This is a genomic window from Sulfitobacter pacificus (assembly GCF_030159975.1).
Taxonomy (GTDB): Bacteria; Pseudomonadota; Alphaproteobacteria; order Rhodobacterales; family Rhodobacteraceae; genus Sulfitobacter; species Sulfitobacter pacificus.
The window spans coordinates 1-18974 of the sequence record NZ_BSNL01000022.1 but is presented as its reverse complement, the minus strand read 5'-3'; the positions used below and the strand labels follow the sequence as shown (position 1 = coordinate 18974).

The 18974-nt window shown below is 62.0% G+C and carries 19 protein-coding genes; 15 read left to right on the top strand and 4 right to left on the bottom strand.

Features of this window, described 5'->3' with window-relative positions:
* Position 1: 1 nt before the first annotated feature.
* A complete protein-coding gene (locus QQL78_RS20720; RefSeq protein WP_284376718.1) occupies positions 2 to 130 on the bottom strand; it encodes a hypothetical protein in 129 nt (42 codons plus the stop codon).
* A gap of 96 nt (positions 131 to 226) precedes the next feature.
* On the opposite strand from QQL78_RS20720, the gene QQL78_RS20715 reads away from it, so the two are divergent.
* Together QQL78_RS20715 and QQL78_RS20710 are read left to right on the top strand one after the other, a co-directional pair.
* Positions 227 to 841 (top strand): TetR/AcrR family transcriptional regulator, encoded by a 615-nt coding sequence (locus QQL78_RS20715; protein WP_284376715.1) that lies wholly within the window; start codon positions 227 to 229, stop codon positions 839 to 841.
* Complete coding sequence (locus QQL78_RS20710; protein ID WP_284376714.1) at positions 834 to 1226, top strand: hypothetical protein; 393 nt, start codon at positions 834 to 836, stop codon at positions 1224 to 1226. The genes QQL78_RS20715 and QQL78_RS20710 overlap by 8 nt, the downstream gene beginning before the upstream one ends.
* On the opposite strand, the gene QQL78_RS20705 is transcribed toward QQL78_RS20710, so the two are convergent.
* A complete protein-coding gene (locus tag QQL78_RS20705) occupies positions 1205 to 1618 on the bottom strand; it encodes an RrF2 family transcriptional regulator (protein WP_284376713.1) in 414 nt (137 codons plus the stop codon). The genes QQL78_RS20710 and QQL78_RS20705 overlap by 22 nt on opposite strands.
* Positions 1619 to 1835: 217 nt before the next feature.
* Here QQL78_RS20705 and QQL78_RS20700 point away from each other — a divergent pair, with 217 nt between their 5' ends.
* Both QQL78_RS20700 and QQL78_RS20695 read left to right on the top strand, forming a co-directional pair.
* On the top strand, positions 1836 to 3041 hold the full coding sequence (locus QQL78_RS20700; RefSeq protein WP_284376711.1) for an NnrS family protein: 1206 nt from the start codon (positions 1836 to 1838) through the stop codon (positions 3039 to 3041).
* Positions 3042 to 3050: 9 nt separating this feature from the next.
* Positions 3051 to 3716, top strand: coding sequence for an NnrU family protein (locus tag QQL78_RS20695; protein ID WP_284376709.1), 666 nt, complete (start codon positions 3051 to 3053; stop codon positions 3714 to 3716).
* A 3-nt stretch (positions 3717 to 3719) separates the two neighbouring features.
* Here the strand turns inward: QQL78_RS20695 and QQL78_RS20690 are convergent, their stop codons facing one another.
* Positions 3720 to 4031, bottom strand: a complete 312-nt coding sequence (locus QQL78_RS20690) for a carboxymuconolactone decarboxylase family protein (RefSeq protein ID WP_284376707.1) — start codon at positions 4029 to 4031, stop codon at positions 3720 to 3722.
* 11 nt (positions 4032 to 4042) lie between these two features.
* Positions 4043 to 4741 carry a helix-turn-helix domain-containing protein gene (locus QQL78_RS20685; protein ID WP_284376705.1) on the bottom strand — a complete coding sequence of 233 codons (699 nt, stop codon included), beginning with the start codon at positions 4739 to 4741 and terminating at the stop codon, positions 4043 to 4045.
* Between the two features lie 257 nt (positions 4742 to 4998).
* Here QQL78_RS20685 and QQL78_RS20680 point away from each other — a divergent pair, with 257 nt between their 5' ends.
* From QQL78_RS20680 to QQL78_RS20630, 11 genes are all read left to right on the top strand, one after another.
* The gene (locus tag QQL78_RS20680; protein ID WP_284376703.1) at positions 4999 to 6408 is read left to right on the top strand and encodes an MFS transporter; all 1410 of its coding nucleotides are present in this window, start codon (positions 4999 to 5001) and stop codon (positions 6406 to 6408) included.
* 68 nt (positions 6409 to 6476) lie between these two features.
* Positions 6477 to 7874 carry a NarK family nitrate/nitrite MFS transporter gene (locus QQL78_RS20675; protein WP_284376701.1) on the top strand — a complete coding sequence of 466 codons (1398 nt, stop codon included), beginning with the start codon at positions 6477 to 6479 and terminating at the stop codon, positions 7872 to 7874.
* A 62-nt stretch (positions 7875 to 7936) separates the two neighbouring features.
* Positions 7937 to 11695, top strand: coding sequence for a nitrate reductase subunit alpha (locus QQL78_RS20670; protein ID WP_284376699.1), 3759 nt, complete (start codon positions 7937 to 7939; stop codon positions 11693 to 11695).
* Positions 11692 to 13218 carry a nitrate reductase subunit beta gene (narH, locus tag QQL78_RS20665; RefSeq protein ID WP_284376697.1) on the top strand — a complete coding sequence of 509 codons (1527 nt, stop codon included), beginning with the start codon at positions 11692 to 11694 and terminating at the stop codon, positions 13216 to 13218. Before QQL78_RS20670 ends, narH begins: the two co-directional genes overlap by 4 nt.
* A gap of 2 nt (positions 13219 to 13220) precedes the next feature.
* Entirely contained in the window at positions 13221 to 13931 is a 711-nt protein-coding gene (gene narJ, locus QQL78_RS20660; RefSeq protein WP_284376735.1) for a nitrate reductase molybdenum cofactor assembly chaperone, read from the top strand.
* An 11-nt stretch (positions 13932 to 13942) separates the two neighbouring features.
* Entirely contained in the window at positions 13943 to 14710 is a 768-nt protein-coding gene (gene narI, locus QQL78_RS20655; protein WP_284376696.1) for a respiratory nitrate reductase subunit gamma, read from the top strand.
* Positions 14711 to 14715: 5 nt separating this feature from the next.
* Positions 14716 to 15510: a peptidylprolyl isomerase gene (locus tag QQL78_RS20650; protein ID WP_284376695.1), complete on the top strand. Its 795-nt coding sequence runs from the start codon at positions 14716 to 14718 to the stop codon at positions 15508 to 15510.
* Between the two features lie 20 nt (positions 15511 to 15530).
* The gene (locus QQL78_RS20645; protein ID WP_284376694.1) at positions 15531 to 16100 is read left to right on the top strand and encodes a hemerythrin domain-containing protein; all 570 of its coding nucleotides are present in this window, start codon (positions 15531 to 15533) and stop codon (positions 16098 to 16100) included.
* Entirely contained in the window at positions 16090 to 16722 is a 633-nt protein-coding gene (locus tag QQL78_RS20640) for a carbonic anhydrase (protein WP_284376693.1), read from the top strand. The genes QQL78_RS20645 and QQL78_RS20640 overlap by 11 nt, the downstream gene beginning before the upstream one ends.
* On the top strand, positions 16719 to 17996 hold the full coding sequence (locus QQL78_RS20635; RefSeq protein WP_284376691.1) for a molybdopterin molybdotransferase MoeA: 1278 nt from the start codon (positions 16719 to 16721) through the stop codon (positions 17994 to 17996). Before QQL78_RS20640 ends, QQL78_RS20635 begins: the two co-directional genes overlap by 4 nt.
* Positions 17997 to 18007: 11 nt before the next feature.
* A complete protein-coding gene (locus QQL78_RS20630) occupies positions 18008 to 18529 on the top strand; it encodes a DUF2478 domain-containing protein (protein WP_284376690.1) in 522 nt (173 codons plus the stop codon).
* Positions 18530 to 18974 lie beyond the last annotated feature (445 nt).

Genomic DNA, 18974 nt, shown 5'->3' with positions numbered 1-18974 from the left:
ATCAGCCTTGCGCCCGGCGCATCCGCGCCAGCGTGCCATCGCGCAGCACGAACTGGTGGTAGAGCGCGCCGACGACATGCAGCGCGATCTGCAGGCGGGAATAGCCGGTCGGGGCGGTTGTGGCGGGCATGGCGGGGGTCCTTTCGGTCTGGGCGCGCGACTCGGGATAAAGGTTGCGGTCACCAGTAGTATATGTTAGTGAGTTATAACTAACAAGAGGTGATGCATGTCCGGTCGTCAGAGCGCGGAAGAGCGAAAGACACAGATCGTGGCCGAGGTGCTGCGACTGGCCGACGAGATCGGACCCGACCGGCTCAGCACCACGGATGTCGCGCGCGCCATCGGTCTTAGTCAGCCGGCGATCTTCCGACATTTTCCCACCAAGGGCGCGCTCTGGTTGGCGGTGGCCGAGGATATCGCGAACCGGCTTCAAGGCTCCTGGGCCGCAGCCGAGGCCGGGGCCGCCGGGCCACACGCGCGCTTGAGGGCGCTCATCGGTGTGCAGCTCTCAGCCATATCCGAGACGCCCGCTCTGCCGTCGATCCTGTTCTCGCGCGAGTTGCAGGTCGACAATCAAGCCCTGCGCGACGTGTTCCGGGGGCTTCTGGGCGCGTTTCAGAGCCGCCTTGTTGCCGTGATCCGTGATCTGCAGGCAGCGGGCGACATGAAGCGCGACGTCAGCCCGGAGGATGTCGCCAGCCTGCTGACATCGCTGGTGCAGGGTGTCGCCATCCGCTGGACGCTCGGCGCGCGGGGCTTTGCGCTCGTGCCTGAGGGGTTGCGGCTGTTTGACGTGCAGATGGAACTTCTACGCGCGAAGGAGGGCGCTTGCGATGCCTAGAACCAGTCTGACGCTCCGCGTTGCGGGCGGTGTTGCGGTTGCCTTTGGCGTGCTGACCGTTTTCTCTGGTGGCCGAACATTGCTCGGATCAGCCGACATGGGGGCAGTCGTACCCTTTGTGCTGTGGTTCAACACGCTCGCCGGGCTCTCCTATGTCGTCGCGGGCTTTGGCCTGTGGCAGGGGCGGCGATGGGCCTGGCCCCTGTCGCTGGCGATCTTCGCCGCAACGCTGTTGGTCTTTGTGGCCTTCGGTCTGCATGTCGTCCAGGGTGGAGCCTTCGAAATGCGCACCGTTTACGCCATGGCCCTGCGCAGCGCCGTCTGGGGCGCGATCGCGCTGGTGGCCCGAAATCAGCTGACAGGTCAGGCGCTTTCCGGGCGGTAGGCGCAATCGGCAAGGGTGCTGCGGTTGAGATCGGCCACGAAGGCCGCCTCGGCATGGGCCAGCCGCGCCTTCAACCGGCAGTGCGGGGTTAGGGTGCAGGTGTTGGTGTCGGACGCAAAGCACTCCACCAGCGCCTGATCGGCCTCGAGCACCGCCACCACATCGCCCAAACGGATGTCCTTGGGCGCGCGGGCCAGCATCGCGCCGCCCCCGCCGCCGCGCCGGGTGTCCAGTAGACCTGCCGCGGCCAGCGCCGAAATCACCTTGGCCAGATGGTTGCGCGAGACGCGGAACTCAGCGGCGAGGTCAGCGGCCGTGAAGGCGCGATCAGGTGTGCCCGCCATTCGCATCAGAACGCGAAGCCCGTAGTCTGTGAAGGACGTGAGGCGCATGGTCGCGCTCCTGATTTAGTATTTACAATGCGTATTACCGTGATTTAATCGGTAAATCAAATGCTAATTTGTTTCGTTCAAACGACTCAGCCTCGAAGGGATGTGCCATGCACGACGATGCTATCGCCGCAGTTCCGCAGGAAACCGGCGTCCTGATCGACCTCATCTTGACCGAGGATGGCGGCGCGGAAACAAGACCGGTTTCAAAGGCATACCGATGACCAATACATCAGAGCAGATGCGTGCCTGGACCGGACCCGCGATCCTGACCTACGGGTTTCGCCCCTTCTTTTTCGGAGCGGCGGTCTGGGCCATGCTGGCGATGGCGCTTTGGATGCCGATACTGTCGGGGCATCTGATGCTGCCCACCGCCTTCGATCCAGTGTCATGGCATGCGCATGAATTTCTGTTTGGCTATCTGGGTGCCGTCGTCGCGGGGTTTTTGCTGACCGCTGTGCCGAACTGGACGGGGCGCTTGCCGATCGTCGGCTGGCGGCTGGGGATGCTCGCGGGCCTGTGGCTGCTAGGGAGGGTCGCGGTTGCGGTCTCGGTCATCATGCCTGCCGTGTTGGTTGCCATCGTCGATCTCGCGTTTCCGGTTGTCTTTGCGCTGCTGATAGCGCGCGAGATCTTGGCGGGCAAGAACTGGCGGAACCTGATCGTGCTGGCGATGCTGGTGGTCTTCATCATCGGCAATGCACTTTTCCACTGGGAGGTGGCACAGGGCGACTTTGCGGCCCATGGCTACGGCCTGCGGTTGGGCCTCGGCGCGGGCATCATGATGATCGCCTTCATCGGCGGCCGCATAGTGCCGTCCTTCACCCGCAACTGGCTGGTGAAACGGCGCAGAGCCTTCCTGCCCATGGCGCCAATGCAGTCCTTCGACAAGGCGGCGCTGGCGGCACTTCTGGTGGCGCTTGTGCTGTGGGTTGCGCTGCCTCTCGGGACGCTGACCGGGCTGGCCCTTGCGCTGGCAGGACTGTTGCACGCCCTGCGACTGGCCCGTTGGGCCGGACACCGGACCTTTGCCGAGCCGCTGGTGACGGTGTTGCACGCGGGCTATGCCTTCTTGCCGCTGGGGGCCTTGGCACTGGCGGCGGAAATCCTGATGCCAGGGGCGTTCGGGATGGCGGGCGCGCAGCATTTCTGGATGGCGGGGGCGGTCGGTTTGATGACGCTGGCTGTGATGACTCGCGCGACGCTGGGCCATACCGGTCAGAACCTGACGGCGGGGGCGGGCACGGTTGCGGTCTATCTGACTTTTATCCTGTCCGTATTCGCGCGGGTTGCGGGCGGTATATGGCCCGAATCCGCTGCTATGCTGCACGTGATGGCAGGCCTGCTCTGGGTCGCGGCATTCGGGGGCTTTGCCGTTGTCTATGGTGCTCTCTTGCTGCGCCAGCCCGCAGCCAAGCGGGTCTGAGGCGTGGCCATGAGTTGGTTCGAGTTCGTCGCTGCCTACGCCATGTTCTTCCTGTCGCATTCCTTGCCCCTGCGGCCGCCGCTCCGGCCCTGGCTTCAGGCGCGGCTTGGCGCTTCCGGCTTCACACTGGCCTATTCCGCCCTATCCCTTGCTGTGTTGGCCTGGTTGATCGGGGCGGCCGGTCGCGCACTGCATGTGACCCTGTGGGACTGGGCGCCATGGCAGGTCCATGTGCCACTGATCGTCATGGGGCCGGTCTGCTTGATCCTTGCGCTCTCCATCGGCCGACCCAACCCTTTCTCGTTCGGGGGTTCGCGCAACGACCAGTTCGACCCGGCAGGGCCCGGCATCGTTCGCTTGTCGCGTCATCCACTGCTTCTGGCGTTGGCGCTTTGGGCGGCGGCCCATGTCATGCCCAACGGAGATTTGGCCCATGTGATCCTTTTCGGAACCTTCGCCGCCTTCGCGCTACTTGGAGGCCGACTCATCGACCGGCGCAAGCGCCGCGAGATGGGGCCAGAGTGGCAAGGGATGCTTGATCGCGTGGCCGCCACGCCGCTCCTCTCGGCGTCCCTGCCGGTGGGCACTCTCCTGCGGGTTGCGGCAGGCATTGCGCTTTACGGGACGCTGCTATGGGCGCATCCCTTTCTTTTTGGGGTCAGCCCGCTTCCCTGAACGTCAATCCTTGATGTCTTCGATCCAGGTCTTTGCGGCGACGGCACGAGGTAGGCCAAGCGGGCCGATGGCCAGCATCGCGACCTGCATGATCGCCTGTGCCTCAATCCCCTCCGATCTGGCGCGCCGGGTGTGGGAATGGACCGCGCCTTCGGAACCCGCGCCAATCGCGAGCGCGAGCTTGACGAGGCGCTTTTCGCGGTCTGTCAACGGGCCGCAATCGGCCGTTGCCTTGCCCAAGGCAGCATAGGCCTTCCAGACATCGGGGTGTTTCTCGGCGAGATCTCCGGCGGCGCCGGGCATGGATTTGGTCATTGTTCCGTTCCTCAGGTTGAAAAGTCATCAATCAGTGGATTTGGTTTCGCAAAGCGTTCAAGGTCCGCCTGATTTTCGATGGTGATGCGGGTGCCGGTCACGACAACGCCGTAAGGTTGTAGACCCTTGAAGGCACGGCTGAGATTTTCAGGGGTCATGCCCAGCACAGAGGCCAGACGCCGTTTCTCGAAATTCAGCTCGAACGCAGCCCGGCCCCCAGCGTGCCGTTGTTGCCTGAGCAAGTAGTTCGCGAGCCGCTCGAGCGAGGTTCTGAGTTTCAGATCCTTTTGCGCCTTGATGACAGAGCGATAGCACTGCGCCAGTTCCGTGACGATCGCACGGGCAAAGTTGCTGTCGGTGTCGAAGATCGCGCGAACGTCCTGACTTGGGATCAGCGCGATCCTGCTTTTCTCGAGCGTGCGGGCCGACATGAGGTAGGGCGCATCCTTGATGGTGGCGGCAAGAATGAAGGTCGAGATCGGGCGGACAGTCGCCATGCTGGTATCCCGCCCATTCCAGGCCGAAAACAAATCCACCGAACCCGAAATGACGATATGAAGAAAATCGCTCGGTTCTCCTTCAGTGATCAATTCGATCTGCGCAGGGAAATTCTGCACGTAGGCGCCACGCATCAAGGACGTGAAATTGTCATCCGCCATATGCGCAAAGAGATCGAGTTTTCGAATATCCCGGTATTCGGAATCGGGCATGTCGTCCCCCCCTGATTTTGTGCGCTTAACAATTGTCATCAAATTAATTGATAAAAGTCAACCCGCCAGTTGACCTTCGCCACCGCAGCCTTGATCTGCGACCGCCCACCGAATGACATATTTCTGTAAGCCATTTATTTCGTTACCCTTTCCCGGATTTTTGATCTGAATCAACCAGTCCGGCCGCGATCAAGCGCCTTGTCCCATCAGCCAACGCGGTCGGCCACGCGCAGACATAGAAACGGAAGGGACAGCACATGGAGCTACAGAACAAGGCCACAGCACTGTGGTCGAATTTCTTCAACGTGAAGATGGTGCAGATGCGCACGTTCCACATGACGTGGTTCGCGTTTTTCTCGTGCTTCTTCGCCTGGTTCGGCATCGCACCGCTGATGAGTGTGGTGCGCGACGAGCTGCAACTCACCAAGAACCAGATCGGCTGGGCGATCATCGGATCGGTCGCGATCACGGTCTTTGCCCGCTTCTTCATCGGGTGGCTGTGTGACCGCATCGGTCCGCGCAAGTCCTACACCTGGCTGCTGATCCTGGGGTCGCTGCCGGTCATGGGCATCGGGCTGAGCTGGAACTTCGAAAGCTTCCTGCTGTTCCGGGTCCTGATCGGGGCCATCGGCGCGTCTTTCGTCATCACTCAATACCATACCACGGTGATGTTCGCGCCCAACGTGGTCGGACAGGCCAACGCGACATCTGCAGGCTGGGGGAACCTTGGCGGTGGTGTCACGCAATTCGTCATGCCGCTGCTCTTTTCGGTGTTCGTCGTGGGCTTCGGCTTCTCCGAAGCGATAGGCTGGCGTCTGGCAATGGTCGTGGTCGGGGCGATCATCTTTCTGGTGGGCATCGGGTACTACTTCCTGACGCAGGATGCACCAGACGGCAATTTTGACGATTTGCGCTCACAAAACCGGATGCAGGCGAAAAAGGATGTCACAGGAAACTACTTGAACGCTTTGAAGGACACCCGCGTCTGGATCCTGTTTGTCATGTACGGTGCCTGTTTCGGGATCGAACTGACGGTTAACAACGTCGCGGCCCTCTACTTCTACGACTATTTCGATCTGAGCCTCGTCGCTGCCGGTTTCGTAGCCGCCTCCTTCGGCCTGATGAACATCTTCGCGCGCACCTTGGGTGGGCTGTTCGGGGACAACTTCGGATCGCTCTGGGGTCTGAAGGGTCGGGCCTTCTGGTTGTTCGTCTGCATCCTGTTCGAAGGCATCGCGCTGATGATCTTCAGCCAGATGCACGTCCTGTTTCTGGCCCTGCCGGCGCTAATCGTCTTTTCGCTGTTCACCCAGATGGCGGAGGGCGCCACCTATTCCGTCGTTCCGTTCGTCAACAAAAAAGCACTGGGTGCGGTCGCGGGCGTGGTCGGCGCAGGCGGCAATGCAGGTGCGGTTCTGGCAGGCTTCCTGTTCAAGAACATGATCGACTGGTCCGAAGCCTTCCTGATCCTCGGGATGGTCGTGACCTGCGCCTCGTTCCTCGCCTTCTTTGTCCGCTTCTCGACGCAGCAAGAAGATGAGGAACGCGCCAATTTCGCCGCCGCCAACATCGAGACCCTGCGTCGCAAGGCCGAAAAGGCAAATGCTGATCTCCAAGAGGGTCTGGTCGCGATCTCTCGCAAGAGCGACGGCACGCAACCGGCTTAATGATACCGCACCGCGCGTCACAACGGCGCGCGGTCTTTCCGAAACATGCCTCAGCGGAGGACTTACCCATGGCATCATCAGCAACCCAAACCGCAAACCGAGGCCCCGTGCTCGCGGATTGGCGCCCGGAAGACGAAACCTTTTGGAACGAACGCGGCCGCGCCATCGCAACGCGCAACCTGTGGATTTCGATACCCAACCTTTTGCTGGCCTTTTCGGTCTGGATGGTCTGGTCGGTCGTCGTCGCCAAGCTTCCGGCGATCGGGTTCAACTATACGACGGGCCAACTTTTCTGGCTGGCCGCCTTGCCGGGCCTGTCCGGTGCCACGCTGCGCATTTTCTACAGCTTCATGATCCCGATCTTCGGCGGCCGCAGATGGACGGCGATCTCAACTGCTTCGCTGCTGCTTCCGGCGCTTGGTATCGGGTTTGCGGTGCAGAACCCCGAAACGCCTTACGTGATGTTCCTGATCCTGGCCCTGATGTGCGGCTTCGGCGGCGGCAACTTCGCCTCCTCAATGGCCAACATCGCCTATTTCTACCCCAAGAAGACCAAGGGCAACGCCTTGGCGTTGAACGCCGGTCTGGGCAATCTCGGCGTGTCGGTCATGCAGTTCGTCGTGCCGATGGTCATCACCGCGGGCGTCTTCGGCGCCATCGGGGGCGAACCGGTGACGCTGTCGAATGGGAGCCAACTGTGGATCCAGAACGCGGGCTTCATCTGGGTGCCCTTCATCGCCCTTTCCGCCATCGCGGCCTGGTTCGGCATGAATGATATCGCGGATGCCAAGGCCTCCTTTGCGGAACAGTCGATCATCTTCTCGCGTAAGCACAATTGGATCATGTGCATCCTCTACACCGGCACCTTCGGCAGCTTCATTGGCTATGCCGCAGGCTTCCCGCTGCTGATGAAAACGCAGTTTCCTGACGTGAACGTGCTGCAATACGCCTTCCTCGGACCGCTTGTGGGCGCGTTGAGCCGCGCTGCGACGGGCTGGGTCTCTGACAAGTTCGGCGGGGGTCGCGTCACTTTCTGGACCTTCCTCGGCATGATCGTCGCGGTCTGGGGCGTGCTTCAGTTCCTGCCCTCTGAGGCCAGCCCTGCTGGCAACTTCTGGGGCTTCTTCGCGTGCTTTATGGCGCTTTTCTTCCTGACCGGTGTCGGCAACGCCTCCACCTTCCAGATGATTCCGTCGATCATGCGCCAGGAAATTCCGCGACTGATGCCGCAGCTGGACCAAGCCGCGACCCTCAAGCAGTCCGAGCGCGAAAGCGCCGCCATCATCGCGTTTACTTCGGCCATCGCGGCTTACGGCGCTTTCTTCATCCCCAAGGCCTACGGCACTTCGATCGGCATGACCGGTGCTCCCAACGGCGCGCTCTGGGCCTTCCTAGGGTTCTACGTGGTCTGCGTCGCGATCACCTGGATTTTCTACAGCCGCAAGAACGCACCGGTTCCGTGCTGACCCCATAACGCCAGCGGGTGCGCGGGCTCCGCGCGCCCAGATAGCCACAGGAGACAAATGACATGAGCCATCTGCTCGACAGACTGAACTTCTTCCAGAGCAAGGAACTGGAGCAATTCTCGGACGGTTGGGGTCAGACCACCCGCGAGGATCGCGGCTGGGAGGACACCTACAGAAACCGCTGGCGGCACGACAAGATCGTGCGCTCGACCCACGGCGTGAACTGCACCGGATCCTGTTCGTGGAAGATTTACGTGAAGTCCGGTATCGTCACCTGGGAGACGCAGCAGACCGATTATCCACGCACCCGGGCGGGGCTGCCCAACCACGAGCCGCGGGGTTGCGCGCGCGGCGCGTCCTACAGCTGGTATCTCTATTCCGCGAACCGGGTGAAGAATCCGCTGATCCGGGGCAGTCTAATGCGCGCTTGGCGCAAGATGCGCGAAACGATGACACCTGTGGCGGCCTGGGCTGCGATCCAGAACGATCCGATCCTGCGGGCCTCCTATACCAAGACGCGCGGCAAGGGCGGGTTCGTGCGGGCAAGCTGGGACGAAGCGACCGAGATCGTCGCCGCCGCCAACGCCTATACCGCGAAAACCTATGGGCCCGACCGGGTGTTCGGCTTCTCGCCGATCCCTGCGATGTCGATGGTCAGCTATGCTGCAGGCTCGCGCTATCTGTCGCTTCTGGGCGGCACCGCCATGTCCTTCTACGACTGGTACTGCGACTTGCCCCCCGCTTCTCCCCAGACTTGGGGCGAACAGACCGACGTGCCGGAATCGGCCGACTGGTATAATGCGGGCTTCCTGATGCTCTGGGGGTCGAACGTGCCGCAGACGCGCACGCCGGACGCCCATTTCTATACCGAGGTGCGCTATCGCGGCACCAAATCCGCCGTGGTGAGCCCCGACTATTCCGAAGCGGCCAAGTTCGGCGACATCTGGCTGAACCCGCAGGCGGGCACCGATGCGGCGCTTGCGATGGCCATGGGCCATGTGATTTTGCGCGAATACCATCTGGACCGGCAGGCCGAGTATTTCGAAGATTACGCCCGCAAATACACCGACATGCCGATGCTGGTGCGGCTGGATGAAAAGGACGGCCATCTTGTACCCGGCCGGATGCTGCGCGCGGATGATTTCAAGGGCAATCTGGGCGAGGCCAACAACCCCGACTGGAAAACCGTCGCCTATGACGAAGCTTCGGGTAAGATCGTGGCGCCCAACGGATCTATCGGGTTCCGCTGGGGTGAAGAGGGCAAGTGGAATCTCGAAGAACAGGCAAAAGGGACAGAGGCCAAGCTGCGCCTGAGCCAGATCATGGAAGGCGACCACGATGAAGTTGTGGGCGTCGACTTCCCCTATTTCGGTGGTGCGGCCACGGGCGACTTCGTCAAATGCGATCACCCTGAGGTACTGACTCGGAACATCCCCGCGCGGAAGGTCAAACTGGCCGACGGCAAGGAAGTGCTGGTGGCCACGGTGTTCGACCTGTTCTGCGCCAATTACGGTCTCGATCGCGGTCTTGGCGGTGACTGGGTGTCCAAGGATTTCAACGACGACAGCCCCTACACCCCGGCCTGGGCCGAAAAGATCACCGGCGTCGAGCGTGAGAAAATCATCGCCGTCGCCCGTGAATTTGCGGGCAACGCCGAAAAGACCCATGGCAAGTCCATGGTCATCCTCGGGGCCGGTCTGAACCACTGGTACCACATGGACATGAACTATCGCGGCATCATCAACATGCTGGTGATGTGCGGCTGCATCGGCCAGGAGGGTGGCGGCTGGTCGCACTACGTGGGGCAGGAAAAGCTGCGCCCGCAGACCGGCTGGCAGCCTCTGGCCTTCGCGCTGGACTGGAACCGTCCGCCGCGGCACATGAATTCAACCAGCGCGTGGTATGCCCACACTGACCAATGGCGCTACGAGACCCTGCGCGCGGGCGAAATCCTGTCGCCGACGGCACCCGAGGGCGATTGGGACATCAGCCTGATCGACTACAACATCCGAGCCGAGCGCATGGGCTGGCTGCCCTCCGCTCCGCAGCTGAAAACTAACCCGCTGGAGGTGTCGAAACAGGCCAAGGCGGCGGGTAAGGAGATCAAGGAATTCGTCGCGGAACAGCTGAAATCCGGCGAACTGGAAATGTCCTGTCAGGACCCCGATGCACCCGAAAACTGGCCACGCAACCTGTTCGTCTGGCGCTCGAACCTGCTGGGGTCCAGCGGCAAGGGGCATGAATATTTCCTAAAGCACCTCCTAGGTACCGATCACGGCGTGATGGGCAAGGATCTGGGCGAGGAAGGCGGCGTAATGCCGAAGGAAGCCGTCTGGCATGACGAGGCGCCGAAGGGCAAGCTCGACCTGCTGGTGACCATCGACTTCCGCATGTCCACCACCTGCGTCTATTCCGACATCGTGCTGCCCACGGCCAGTTGGTACGAAAAAGACGACCTCAACACCTCGGACATGCACCCGTTCATCCACCCGCTTCAGGCGGCTGTAGATCCGGCCTATGAAAGCAAATCCGACTGGGAGATTTTCAAGTCGATCGCTCACAAATTCTCCGAGGTCGCACCCGAGGTGCTTGGAGTGGAGACAGACATCGTCCAGCTTCCGCTGCTGCACGATACCCCGGGAGAGTTGGCGCAGGCCCACGTCCGGGACTGGAAAAAGGGCGAATGTGACCTGATCCCCGGCAAGACCGCGCCGAACTATATCGCGGTCGAGCGGGATTATCCCAACCTTTACAAGAAGTTCACCTCTGTGGGTCCGCTTCTCGAAAAGCTTGGCAATGGCGGCAAGGGGATCAACTGGGACACCAAGGTCGAGGTCAAGCATCTGCGCGAACTGAACGGAGTCGTGCTGGACGAAGGTGTCTCCAAGGGCCAGCCGAAACTCGACACCGCCATCGACGCGGCCGAAATGATCCTGATGCTTGCCCCCGAGACCAACGGCGAAGTAGCCGTCAAGGCGTGGGAGGAACTGGAGAAGCCAACGGGCCGCCATCATGCCCATCTGGCTGAAGGTGCGCACCATACCAAAATCCGCTTCCGCGATATCGCAGCGCAACCGCGCAAGATCATCTCGTCGCCGACCTGGTCGGGGATCGAGAGCGAGGAGGTCTGCTACAACGCGGGCTATACCAACGTCCACGAGTTGATCCCGTGGCGCACCCTGACGGGCCGCCAGCAGCTCTACCAGGATCACGAATGGATGCGCGCCTTCGGCGAGGGCTTCGTCAGCTACCGCCCGCCGGTCGATCTCAAGACCATCACCGCGGCCGTCAACAACGACGCGGCCGAGGGCAGCCCGCACGTGGTGCTGAACTTCATCACGCCGCACCAGAAATGGGGCATCCACTCCACCTATACCGACAACCTGTTGATGCTGACGCTGAACAGGGGCGGACCGGTGGTCTGGATGTCCGAGGTGGACGCGAAGAAGGCGGGGCTCGTCGATAACGACTGGGTCGAGGCCTACAACATCAACGGCGCGCTGACCGCGCGAGTGGTGGTGTCCCAGCGGATCAAGCAGGGCACGCTGTTCATGTACCACGCGCAGGAAAAGATCGTGAACACGCCCGGTTCGGAAAAGACCGGCAATCGCGGCGGCATCCACAACTCGGTCACCCGGGCGACCCTGAAACCCACGCATATGATCGGCGGCTACGCGCAGCTGTCCTACGGCTTCAACTACTACGGCACCGTGGGCAGCAACCGCGACGAGTTCGTAATCGTGCGGAAAATGAAGAAGATCGACTGGCTCGACAAACCTGCAGGCCGGTCCGCAACCCAAAACGTGGAGGCAGCGGAATGAGAGTTCGTGCGCAAATCGGCAAGGTCCTGAACCTCGACAAATGCATCGGGTGTCACACCTGCTCGGTCACCTGCAAGAACGTGTGGACGACGCGCGAAGGCGTTGAATACGCGTGGTTCAACAACGTCGAGACCAAGCCCGGCACCGGCTATCCGACCGACTGGGAGAACCAGAAACGGTGGAACGGGGGCTGGGCGCGCTCGGCCAGCGGCAAATTGCACCCCAAGCAGGGCAGCAAGTGGCGGATTCTGGCGAACATATTCGCCAATCCGTCGATGCCCGAGATCGACGATTACTACGAGCCATTCGATTTCGACTATGACCACCTGAAATCGGCACCCGACATGGACCATTTCCCCACCGCGCGTCCTCGATCCAAGATCACCGGTGAGCGGATGGAGAAGATCGAGAAAGGTCCGAACTGGGAGGAAATTCTGGGCGGTGAGTTCTCGAAGCGGTCGCAGGATTACAACTTCGAGGACGTGCAGAAGGAGATTTATGGAGAGTATGAAAATACCTTCATGATGTATCTGCCGCGTCTGTGCGAGCATTGCCTCAACCCGACCTGCTCGGCATCCTGTCCCTCGGGCGCGATCTACAAGCGCGAGGAAGACGGCATCGTTCTGATCGACCAAGAGAAATGCCGCGGCTGGCGGATGTGTATCACCGGCTGCCCCTACAAGAAGGTCTATTACAACTGGGATACCGGCAAATCCGAGAAGTGCACCTTCTGCTATCCGCGGATTGAGTCCGGCCAGCCCACGGTCTGCTCGGAAACCTGCGTCGGCCGTATCCGCTATCTGGGTGTCATCCTTTATGACGCCGACAAGATCGAGGCGGCGGCCAGCGCCGAACGCGAGACCGATCTCTACGGCGCGCAACTGGATGTGTTCCTCGATCCGAACGACCCTGAAGTGATCGCTGCGGCCCGCCGCGACGGTGTGCCAGAGGACTGGATTGAGGCCGCCAAGGTCAGCCCGGTCTGGAAGATGGCGATGGACTGGAAGGTGGCCTTCCCGCTGCATCCCGAATACCGGACGCTGCCGATGGTGTGGTACATCCCGCCGCTGTCGCCGATCCAGAACGCCGCTCAGGCGGGCCAGATCGCGATGAGCGACCAGATGCCCGACGTGCGGTCTCTGCGCATCCCCGTCAAATACCTCGCCAACATGCTGACGGCGGGGGACGAGGAGCCCATCGTTCACGCGCTGGAACGCATGTCCGCGATGCGGCTCTACATGCGGGCGCTCAGCGTGGATGGCGTGCGGGACGAGGCGATCGCCGCCCGTGTCGGTATGTCGGGCCGGGTGATCGAGGACATGTACAAGATCATGGCCATCGCCGATTACGAGGACCGCTTCGCGATCCCCACGGCGCACCGCGAGCAGAACGAGCATGGCGCCGACATCCGCGGCGGCTGCGGCTTTACCGATGGCAACGGCTGTTCCACCGGCGAGGCCGGCAAGACCACCTTGTTCGGCGGCAAGAAAAAGAAATTCGCCCTTCCGCAGGAGACCTTCTGATGATGGACCGCACACTCAAGGCCCTGTCGCTGATCCTGAACTATCCCTCGCGGGAGCTTCAGGAGGCGATGCCCGAAATCGGCGCCGTTCTTGGCGGCGATCCCCGAATCGCCGCCGACACGCGGGCGGCGCTGCGCAGGTTGGCCGATGGCTTCGCAAAGGCGGACCTCTACGACCTGCAGGAAAGCTATGTGATGCTCTTCGACCGGTCGCGGACGCTGTCGCTCAATCTCTTCGAGCATGTTCATGGCGAAAGCCGTGACCGGGGTGGCGCAATGGTCAGCCTGATCGAGACCTACCGGGAGGGCGGGTTCGAGCCCGCCACCTCGGAACTGCCGGATCACCTGCCGGTGTTGCTGGAATTCCTGTCGACGCGTCCCTTCGCAGAAGTGCAGGAAACTTTGGCGGACGCGGCGCATATCCTTGACGCTCTCGCGGCCCGGCTCGTCCGGCGCGACAGCGGATATGCTGCTGCGTTCGCCGCTCTTTCCCAGCTCGCCGACATGCAGGCCGACGCCGAAGCGGTGGCCGACATGCTGGCCCAGCCGGACGATGACCCGACCGACCTGGCGGCGCTTGATGCCGTCTGGGAGGAAACCGAGGTAACATTCGGCCCCGATCCAAACGCCGGTTGTCCGCAAGTCCGCGACATGCTCGCGTTGATGGACAGCCCAAGCCGCCGCGCAATGGATGCGCGGCCCGTGACCGAATAATGGAGGCAGACATGCACAACTTTCTTTTCGGGATTTATCCTTATATCGCTCTGTCCGTTCTTCTGATCGGATCGGTCGTGCGCTACGAACGTGACCCCTTCACGTGGAAAACCTCGTCGAGCCAGATGCTGCGTCGTAAGCAGTTGATTATCGGTTCAATCCTGTTCCATGTCGGTGTCCTGGTGATCTTCGTCGGGCATCTCGTTGGTCTGTTGACCCCAATCGCGGTCTTCGATGCCATGGGAATCAGCCACGGGGCAAAGCAGCTTTTGGCCGTGATCGCCGGCGGTATCGCCGGTGTGATGGCTCTCGTGGGCGGTGGGATGCTCATGCATCGCCGCTGGACCGATCCGCGTATCCGTAAGACGTCCAGTTTTGCCGACATCGCCATTCTGGCACTGCTGTTGGCGCAGCTTGTGCTTGGTCTGGGGACGGTCTTCGTCTCGCTCCAGCATCTTGATGGTCACGAAATGACCAAGTTCATGTCCTGGGCTCAAGGCATATTCACTTTCCAATCCGGTGCCGCGGCGCGCATCGAGGGTGTCGCCTTGATCTTCAAGCTGCACCTGTTCCTTGGGCTGACGATCTTTTTGCTCTTCCCGTTTACAAGGCTGGTCCACATCGCTTCGGGCATCTTCGCCCCGCTGCGTTACCTGTTCTTGCGGGCAGGCTATCAGCTTGTCCGTTCGCGGCGGCATCGACCGCTCGAAGAACGCCGCCGCGCCTATGACAAGGTGCAAGCCAAGCGCGGTCCCACCGCCACGACGCCGGCGGAGTGAACCAGATGAATGTGGCCCTGTTTCCCGATATCGTCGTAAACCATGAAACCATCCCCTCGGCGGCCATCGCCGCCGAGGCCCAGAACCACACCGGCCCGAAGGACAAGCCGGGCATCGCCTGGCGCAAGGCGGCGCAGGCGCTGGCCATCCGCGCACTGCTGTTGCAAGAGGCGAAGCGCCGGGGGTTGACGCCCGACCCGCTGGAACTGGCGCCAAGCCGTTTTGAGACCGAAGACGAAGCCCTGATCCGTGCCCTTCTGGATGAAGCGCTGGAAATCGAGCCGATTGCCGAGGACGCGGTCCGTGCGGAATGGCAAAAGGACCCCGACCGTTACCGATCCGCGCCGCTCTGGGATGTCTCGCATATCCTGTGTGCCTGCGATCCGCGCGACGACGCCGAACGCGCCATGGCCGAGGCACGGGCCGTTGCCCTGCTGGCGCGGCTTGATGGCGACGCCAAAGGGTTCGCCGCCGCTGCCCGTGAAAGCGACTGCGGCTCCAAGGCTTCGGCTGGGCATCTGGGCCAGCTTGGCCCGGGCGACACTGTCCCTGAGTTCGAGGCGGCGTTGCGCACCCTGGTCGAAGGCGGCATCAGTCCCGCACCCGTTCTCTCGCGGCACGGCTGGCACATAATTCGCCTGAACGCCATTGCACCGGGTCAGGTTCTGCCGTTTGTGAGCGTCCGACCCAAGATCGCGCAGGCCCTCGAGAAGGCAGCCTGGGCGAGGGCATCTCGGCAATTCGTCGAAACCCTGGCACAGAGCGCACAGATCACCGGCGCAAGTCTTGCGCCGATCTAAACCACGCTAAAGGACGTGTCATGCAACCGTCAGAGCCAATGCTGCGTGGGAGCGGTGATAAACCGACAAGCCCGAGCCTGCTTGCAAATCCTCTGGATTTCATCAGTGAAGACCACCTGCGCGAACGTCAGGTTTGCGCAGTAATCGACGGGCTGGCAACAGCAGACACTCTTGATCGCCAAGCAACAACAACTGTACTGCGCTTTCTGAACGAGGAACTGAATGTTCACCTGCGCGACGAGGCAGAGGACCTGTTCCCGCTTCTTGCCCGGCGCTGCACGGAGGAGGATGCAATCGAGGGTGCGATCAACCGGATCAGGGCCGATCAGGACGAGGCAATGCGTCTGCTGCCCGAAGTGCGTGCGATGCTGGCCGGGTGCCTTGACAGGGGGGGCGACCTGACCGCCAAGGAGCGCGCAGTGTTGACCAAGTTTGCGGGGCACGTGCGCCGCCACCTCGTTGCCGAAAACGCTATCCTCTTGCCGATTGCCCGCGCCCGGCTGACCCGGGCCGATCTGCGGCATCTGTCGAAACACATGCGGTCAAGACGCGGGCTGCCAGATTTTCCGGGGACGCCCGATGCTGAATGATATTCTGGCGCGCAACGTGGCTTGGTCGCAGCAACGTCACGCCGAGGAACCCGACTATTTCACCCGCCTTGCCGCCCTTCAAGCGCCCGAGTTCTTCTGGATCGGCTGTTCGGACAGCCGGGTTCCGGCCAACGTGGTCGCGGGCCTCGATCCGGGCGAGGTCTTCGTCCATCGCAACGTCGCCAACATCGTTCATTCCTCGGACATGAACCTACTGTCGGCGCTGGAATTCGCGGTCGATGCGTTGCATGTGCGCGAGATCATCGTTTGCGGCCACTATGGCTGCGGCGGGGTCAAGGCCGCGACCGAGGATCTGCCCCATGGTCTGGCCGATCACTGGCTCGAGCCGATCCGGCGCCTGGCCCGCGCTTACTCGGTCGATTTGGGGCGCGAACCCGACCTCGAAGCGCAACGTGACCGGCTGGCCGAACTCAATGTGGTCGAGGGCGTGCGGCGTGTCTGCGAAACGCCGATCCTGCAGAGGGCATGGCGCCGCGGAGCCAATGTCCGCGTGCACGGCCTGATCTACGGGCTCAGGGACGGGCGCCTGCGAGATCTCGATTGCAGCATTGGGCCCGGGCACTTTCAGGCCGCCCAATCCACACAGGAGGCAGTACAATGACCGTCCATCAAGCCATCGCGTCACCGGGCTGCGGCTGTGACAGTCAGGACATGCTTCACGCGCTGATCAGCATCGACGAGGCGCTTGCCCGGATTGCGGCGCACACTGCACCGGTCGGTCGGACCGAGGCCGTGTCGCTCGACCGCGCCTTTGGCCGCATTCTCGCTCAGGCGGTCCGGTCCCGATCCATGGCACCGGCTTTCGATAATGCGGCGATGGATGGCTATGCGATCGCGACATCGTCCCTGACTGGCGCCGGACCCTGGGTGCTGCCGGTCGTTGCGCGCGTGCCTGCCGGACAGGCGGTGATGACACCGGTTGCCGGAGCCGTTGCGGCCCGGATCTTCACGGGCGCGCCAATCCCAAGTGGCGCGGACGCTGTCGTGATGCAGGAGGATGTACAGCGTGACGGGGACGTCATTCATCTGTCGCGCCGACCTGAACCGGGTTTGAACATCCGCCGCGCGGGCGGCGACATAGCCAAGGGTGCGACCGTTCTGGACAAGGGCCGCAGGCTCGGCCCAAGGGAGATCGCCGCCTGCGCCGCTGCCGGCGCGGGCATCCTGCGCGTTCGGCGCAGGCTGCGCGTGGCACTGCTGGTCACCGGCGACGAGGTACGCCGCGCCGGAGGCGCGCGCGAGGCCGCCCAGATCTGGGACGTCAACACTCCGATGCTGACGGCAAGCCTTGCAGCTGCGGATGTCGACATCATTGCCTCGGATCATGGTGCCGACAACCTTGCCGGCCTTGTCCGTCAATTGGGCGACATGGCGGCGCAGGCCGATCTTGTCATCACCACGGGCGGTATCTCGGTGGGCGAAGAAGACCATGTTAAACCAGCCGTCATGGCGCTCGGAGGCGAAACCCTGTTCAGCGGCGTCGCGATCAAACCGGGCAAGCCGGTGTCGGTCGGGCGTATCGGCAAGGCGCACTGGCTTGGATTGCCCGGCAACCCGGTATCGGCCTTCGTCATATGGCAGGTCTTCGGACTGGCGCTGATCCGTGCCCTGAGCGGCGAGGGACCCATCCCAACCCGGCGCCATGTCGTGACCGCAAGCCCAATCCGCCGCAAGCCCGGGCGCTGCGAACTCCGACCCGTCACTCTGGCCGGTTTTGATGCAGAGGGTCGCGAGATCGTCGGTTTCGAGGATGCCACGCATTCGGCCCGTGTAAGGCTGCTCTCTCTAGCCGACGGGCTGATGTTTCTGCCCGCCGATGCCGAATGTCTGCCAGCCGGTGCGCTGGTCGAATTCCAACCTTTCCGCCAATCCTGAGGAGTCCAGATATGAAACTTGCCTACACGATGGCGCCGGGGCGCGGCGGCACCGACCTGGTTCTTGAACGGCTCGCAACCGACCTCGCGGCCCGCGGTCTCAGATGTTGCGGCACTGTGCAGATCAACAGCGAGCGCGCCGATTCCGGCCCCTGCGACATGGATGTGCGAGTGTTGCCTGATGGTGCCGTTCTGCGCATCAGCCAAGACCTTGGCTCGCAGGCGCGGGGGTGCCGCCTCGACCCGGCCGCGCTGGAAACGGCGGTCGGGTTGGTCGCGGCCGATCTCTCATCCGGGGCGGACCTCCTGATCGTCAACAAGTTCGGCAAACACGAGGCCGAGGGACGAGGGTTCCGCAACGTAATCGCCGAGGCGATCGCGATGGACGTTCCCGTTCTGGTTGGTCTCAATGCGCTCAACCGACCGGATTTCGAGACCTTCGCGGAAGGGCTGGCAATCCAGCTGCCATCTGATCCCGAAGCACTGATGGCTTGGGTAGATGAAGTGGCCGAGCCGGCTCACGAACCGGTCTGATTTTGGCTGATCGTCGGGATCTTTTATTCGTCTTTCTGAGGTGAAAAGGCCTCCGTCTACACCGGACATTCAGGCAAAACCATGGAGGTTTAGGCATATGCCCAAGCACGTGCTTATGTCTGACTATGAGATCATCACTGATGGCGGCCGTCGGCGCCGCTGGAAAGCTCCGGAGAAGCTGCGGATCGTTGAGGAGACCTTGGAGGAGTGGGCAGATTCGCCATAGCTCCAAAGAGCTTAACTGTCGTCTATGTGCAAAAGATGTGCAGCTTGAGATAAAGTCGCAGCATCAAAGGTCTAAGGTTTTATTTGACATAAACTTCATTATGCGAATCTATCATGTACGCGCAAAGCGATAACGTCACTCTCGAGCAAAGCAGAAGTGTCACTCTCCTCGCAAAACGATGTGAGGATGAGTGGACATGGGATGGGTGATGATGAGCGA

What these genes read in the sequence shown, in the direction of transcription:
- QQL78_RS20720 (WP_284376718.1), bottom strand. Translation starts at nt 130, where the DNA reads ATGCCCGCCACAACCGCCCCGACCGGCTATTCCCGCCTGCAGATCGCG.
- QQL78_RS20715 (WP_284376715.1), top strand. Translation starts at nt 227, where the DNA reads ATGTCCGGTCGTCAGAGCGCGGAAGAGCGAAAGACACAGATCGTGGCC.
- QQL78_RS20710 (WP_284376714.1), top strand. Translation starts at nt 834, where the DNA reads ATGCCTAGAACCAGTCTGACGCTCCGCGTTGCGGGCGGTGTTGCGGTT.
- QQL78_RS20705 (WP_284376713.1), bottom strand. Translation starts at nt 1,618, where the DNA reads ATGCGCCTCACGTCCTTCACAGACTACGGGCTTCGCGTTCTGATGCGA.
- QQL78_RS20700 (WP_284376711.1), top strand. Translation starts at nt 1,836, where the DNA reads ATGACCAATACATCAGAGCAGATGCGTGCCTGGACCGGACCCGCGATC.
- QQL78_RS20695 (WP_284376709.1), top strand. Translation starts at nt 3,051, where the DNA reads ATGAGTTGGTTCGAGTTCGTCGCTGCCTACGCCATGTTCTTCCTGTCG.
- QQL78_RS20690 (WP_284376707.1), bottom strand. Translation starts at nt 4,031, where the DNA reads ATGACCAAATCCATGCCCGGCGCCGCCGGAGATCTCGCCGAGAAACAC.
- QQL78_RS20685 (WP_284376705.1), bottom strand. Translation starts at nt 4,741, where the DNA reads ATGCCCGATTCCGAATACCGGGATATTCGAAAACTCGATCTCTTTGCG.
- QQL78_RS20680 (WP_284376703.1), top strand. Translation starts at nt 4,999, where the DNA reads ATGGAGCTACAGAACAAGGCCACAGCACTGTGGTCGAATTTCTTCAAC.
- QQL78_RS20675 (WP_284376701.1), top strand. Translation starts at nt 6,477, where the DNA reads ATGGCATCATCAGCAACCCAAACCGCAAACCGAGGCCCCGTGCTCGCG.
- QQL78_RS20670 (WP_284376699.1), top strand. Translation starts at nt 7,937, where the DNA reads ATGAGCCATCTGCTCGACAGACTGAACTTCTTCCAGAGCAAGGAACTG.
- narH (WP_284376697.1), top strand. Translation starts at nt 11,692, where the DNA reads ATGAGAGTTCGTGCGCAAATCGGCAAGGTCCTGAACCTCGACAAATGC.
- narJ (WP_284376735.1), top strand. Translation starts at nt 13,221, where the DNA reads ATGGACCGCACACTCAAGGCCCTGTCGCTGATCCTGAACTATCCCTCG.
- narI (WP_284376696.1), top strand. Translation starts at nt 13,943, where the DNA reads ATGCACAACTTTCTTTTCGGGATTTATCCTTATATCGCTCTGTCCGTT.
- QQL78_RS20650 (WP_284376695.1), top strand. Translation starts at nt 14,716, where the DNA reads ATGAATGTGGCCCTGTTTCCCGATATCGTCGTAAACCATGAAACCATC.
- QQL78_RS20645 (WP_284376694.1), top strand. Translation starts at nt 15,531, where the DNA reads ATGCAACCGTCAGAGCCAATGCTGCGTGGGAGCGGTGATAAACCGACA.
- QQL78_RS20640 (WP_284376693.1), top strand. Translation starts at nt 16,090, where the DNA reads ATGCTGAATGATATTCTGGCGCGCAACGTGGCTTGGTCGCAGCAACGT.
- QQL78_RS20635 (WP_284376691.1), top strand. Translation starts at nt 16,719, where the DNA reads ATGACCGTCCATCAAGCCATCGCGTCACCGGGCTGCGGCTGTGACAGT.
- QQL78_RS20630 (WP_284376690.1), top strand. Translation starts at nt 18,008, where the DNA reads ATGAAACTTGCCTACACGATGGCGCCGGGGCGCGGCGGCACCGACCTG.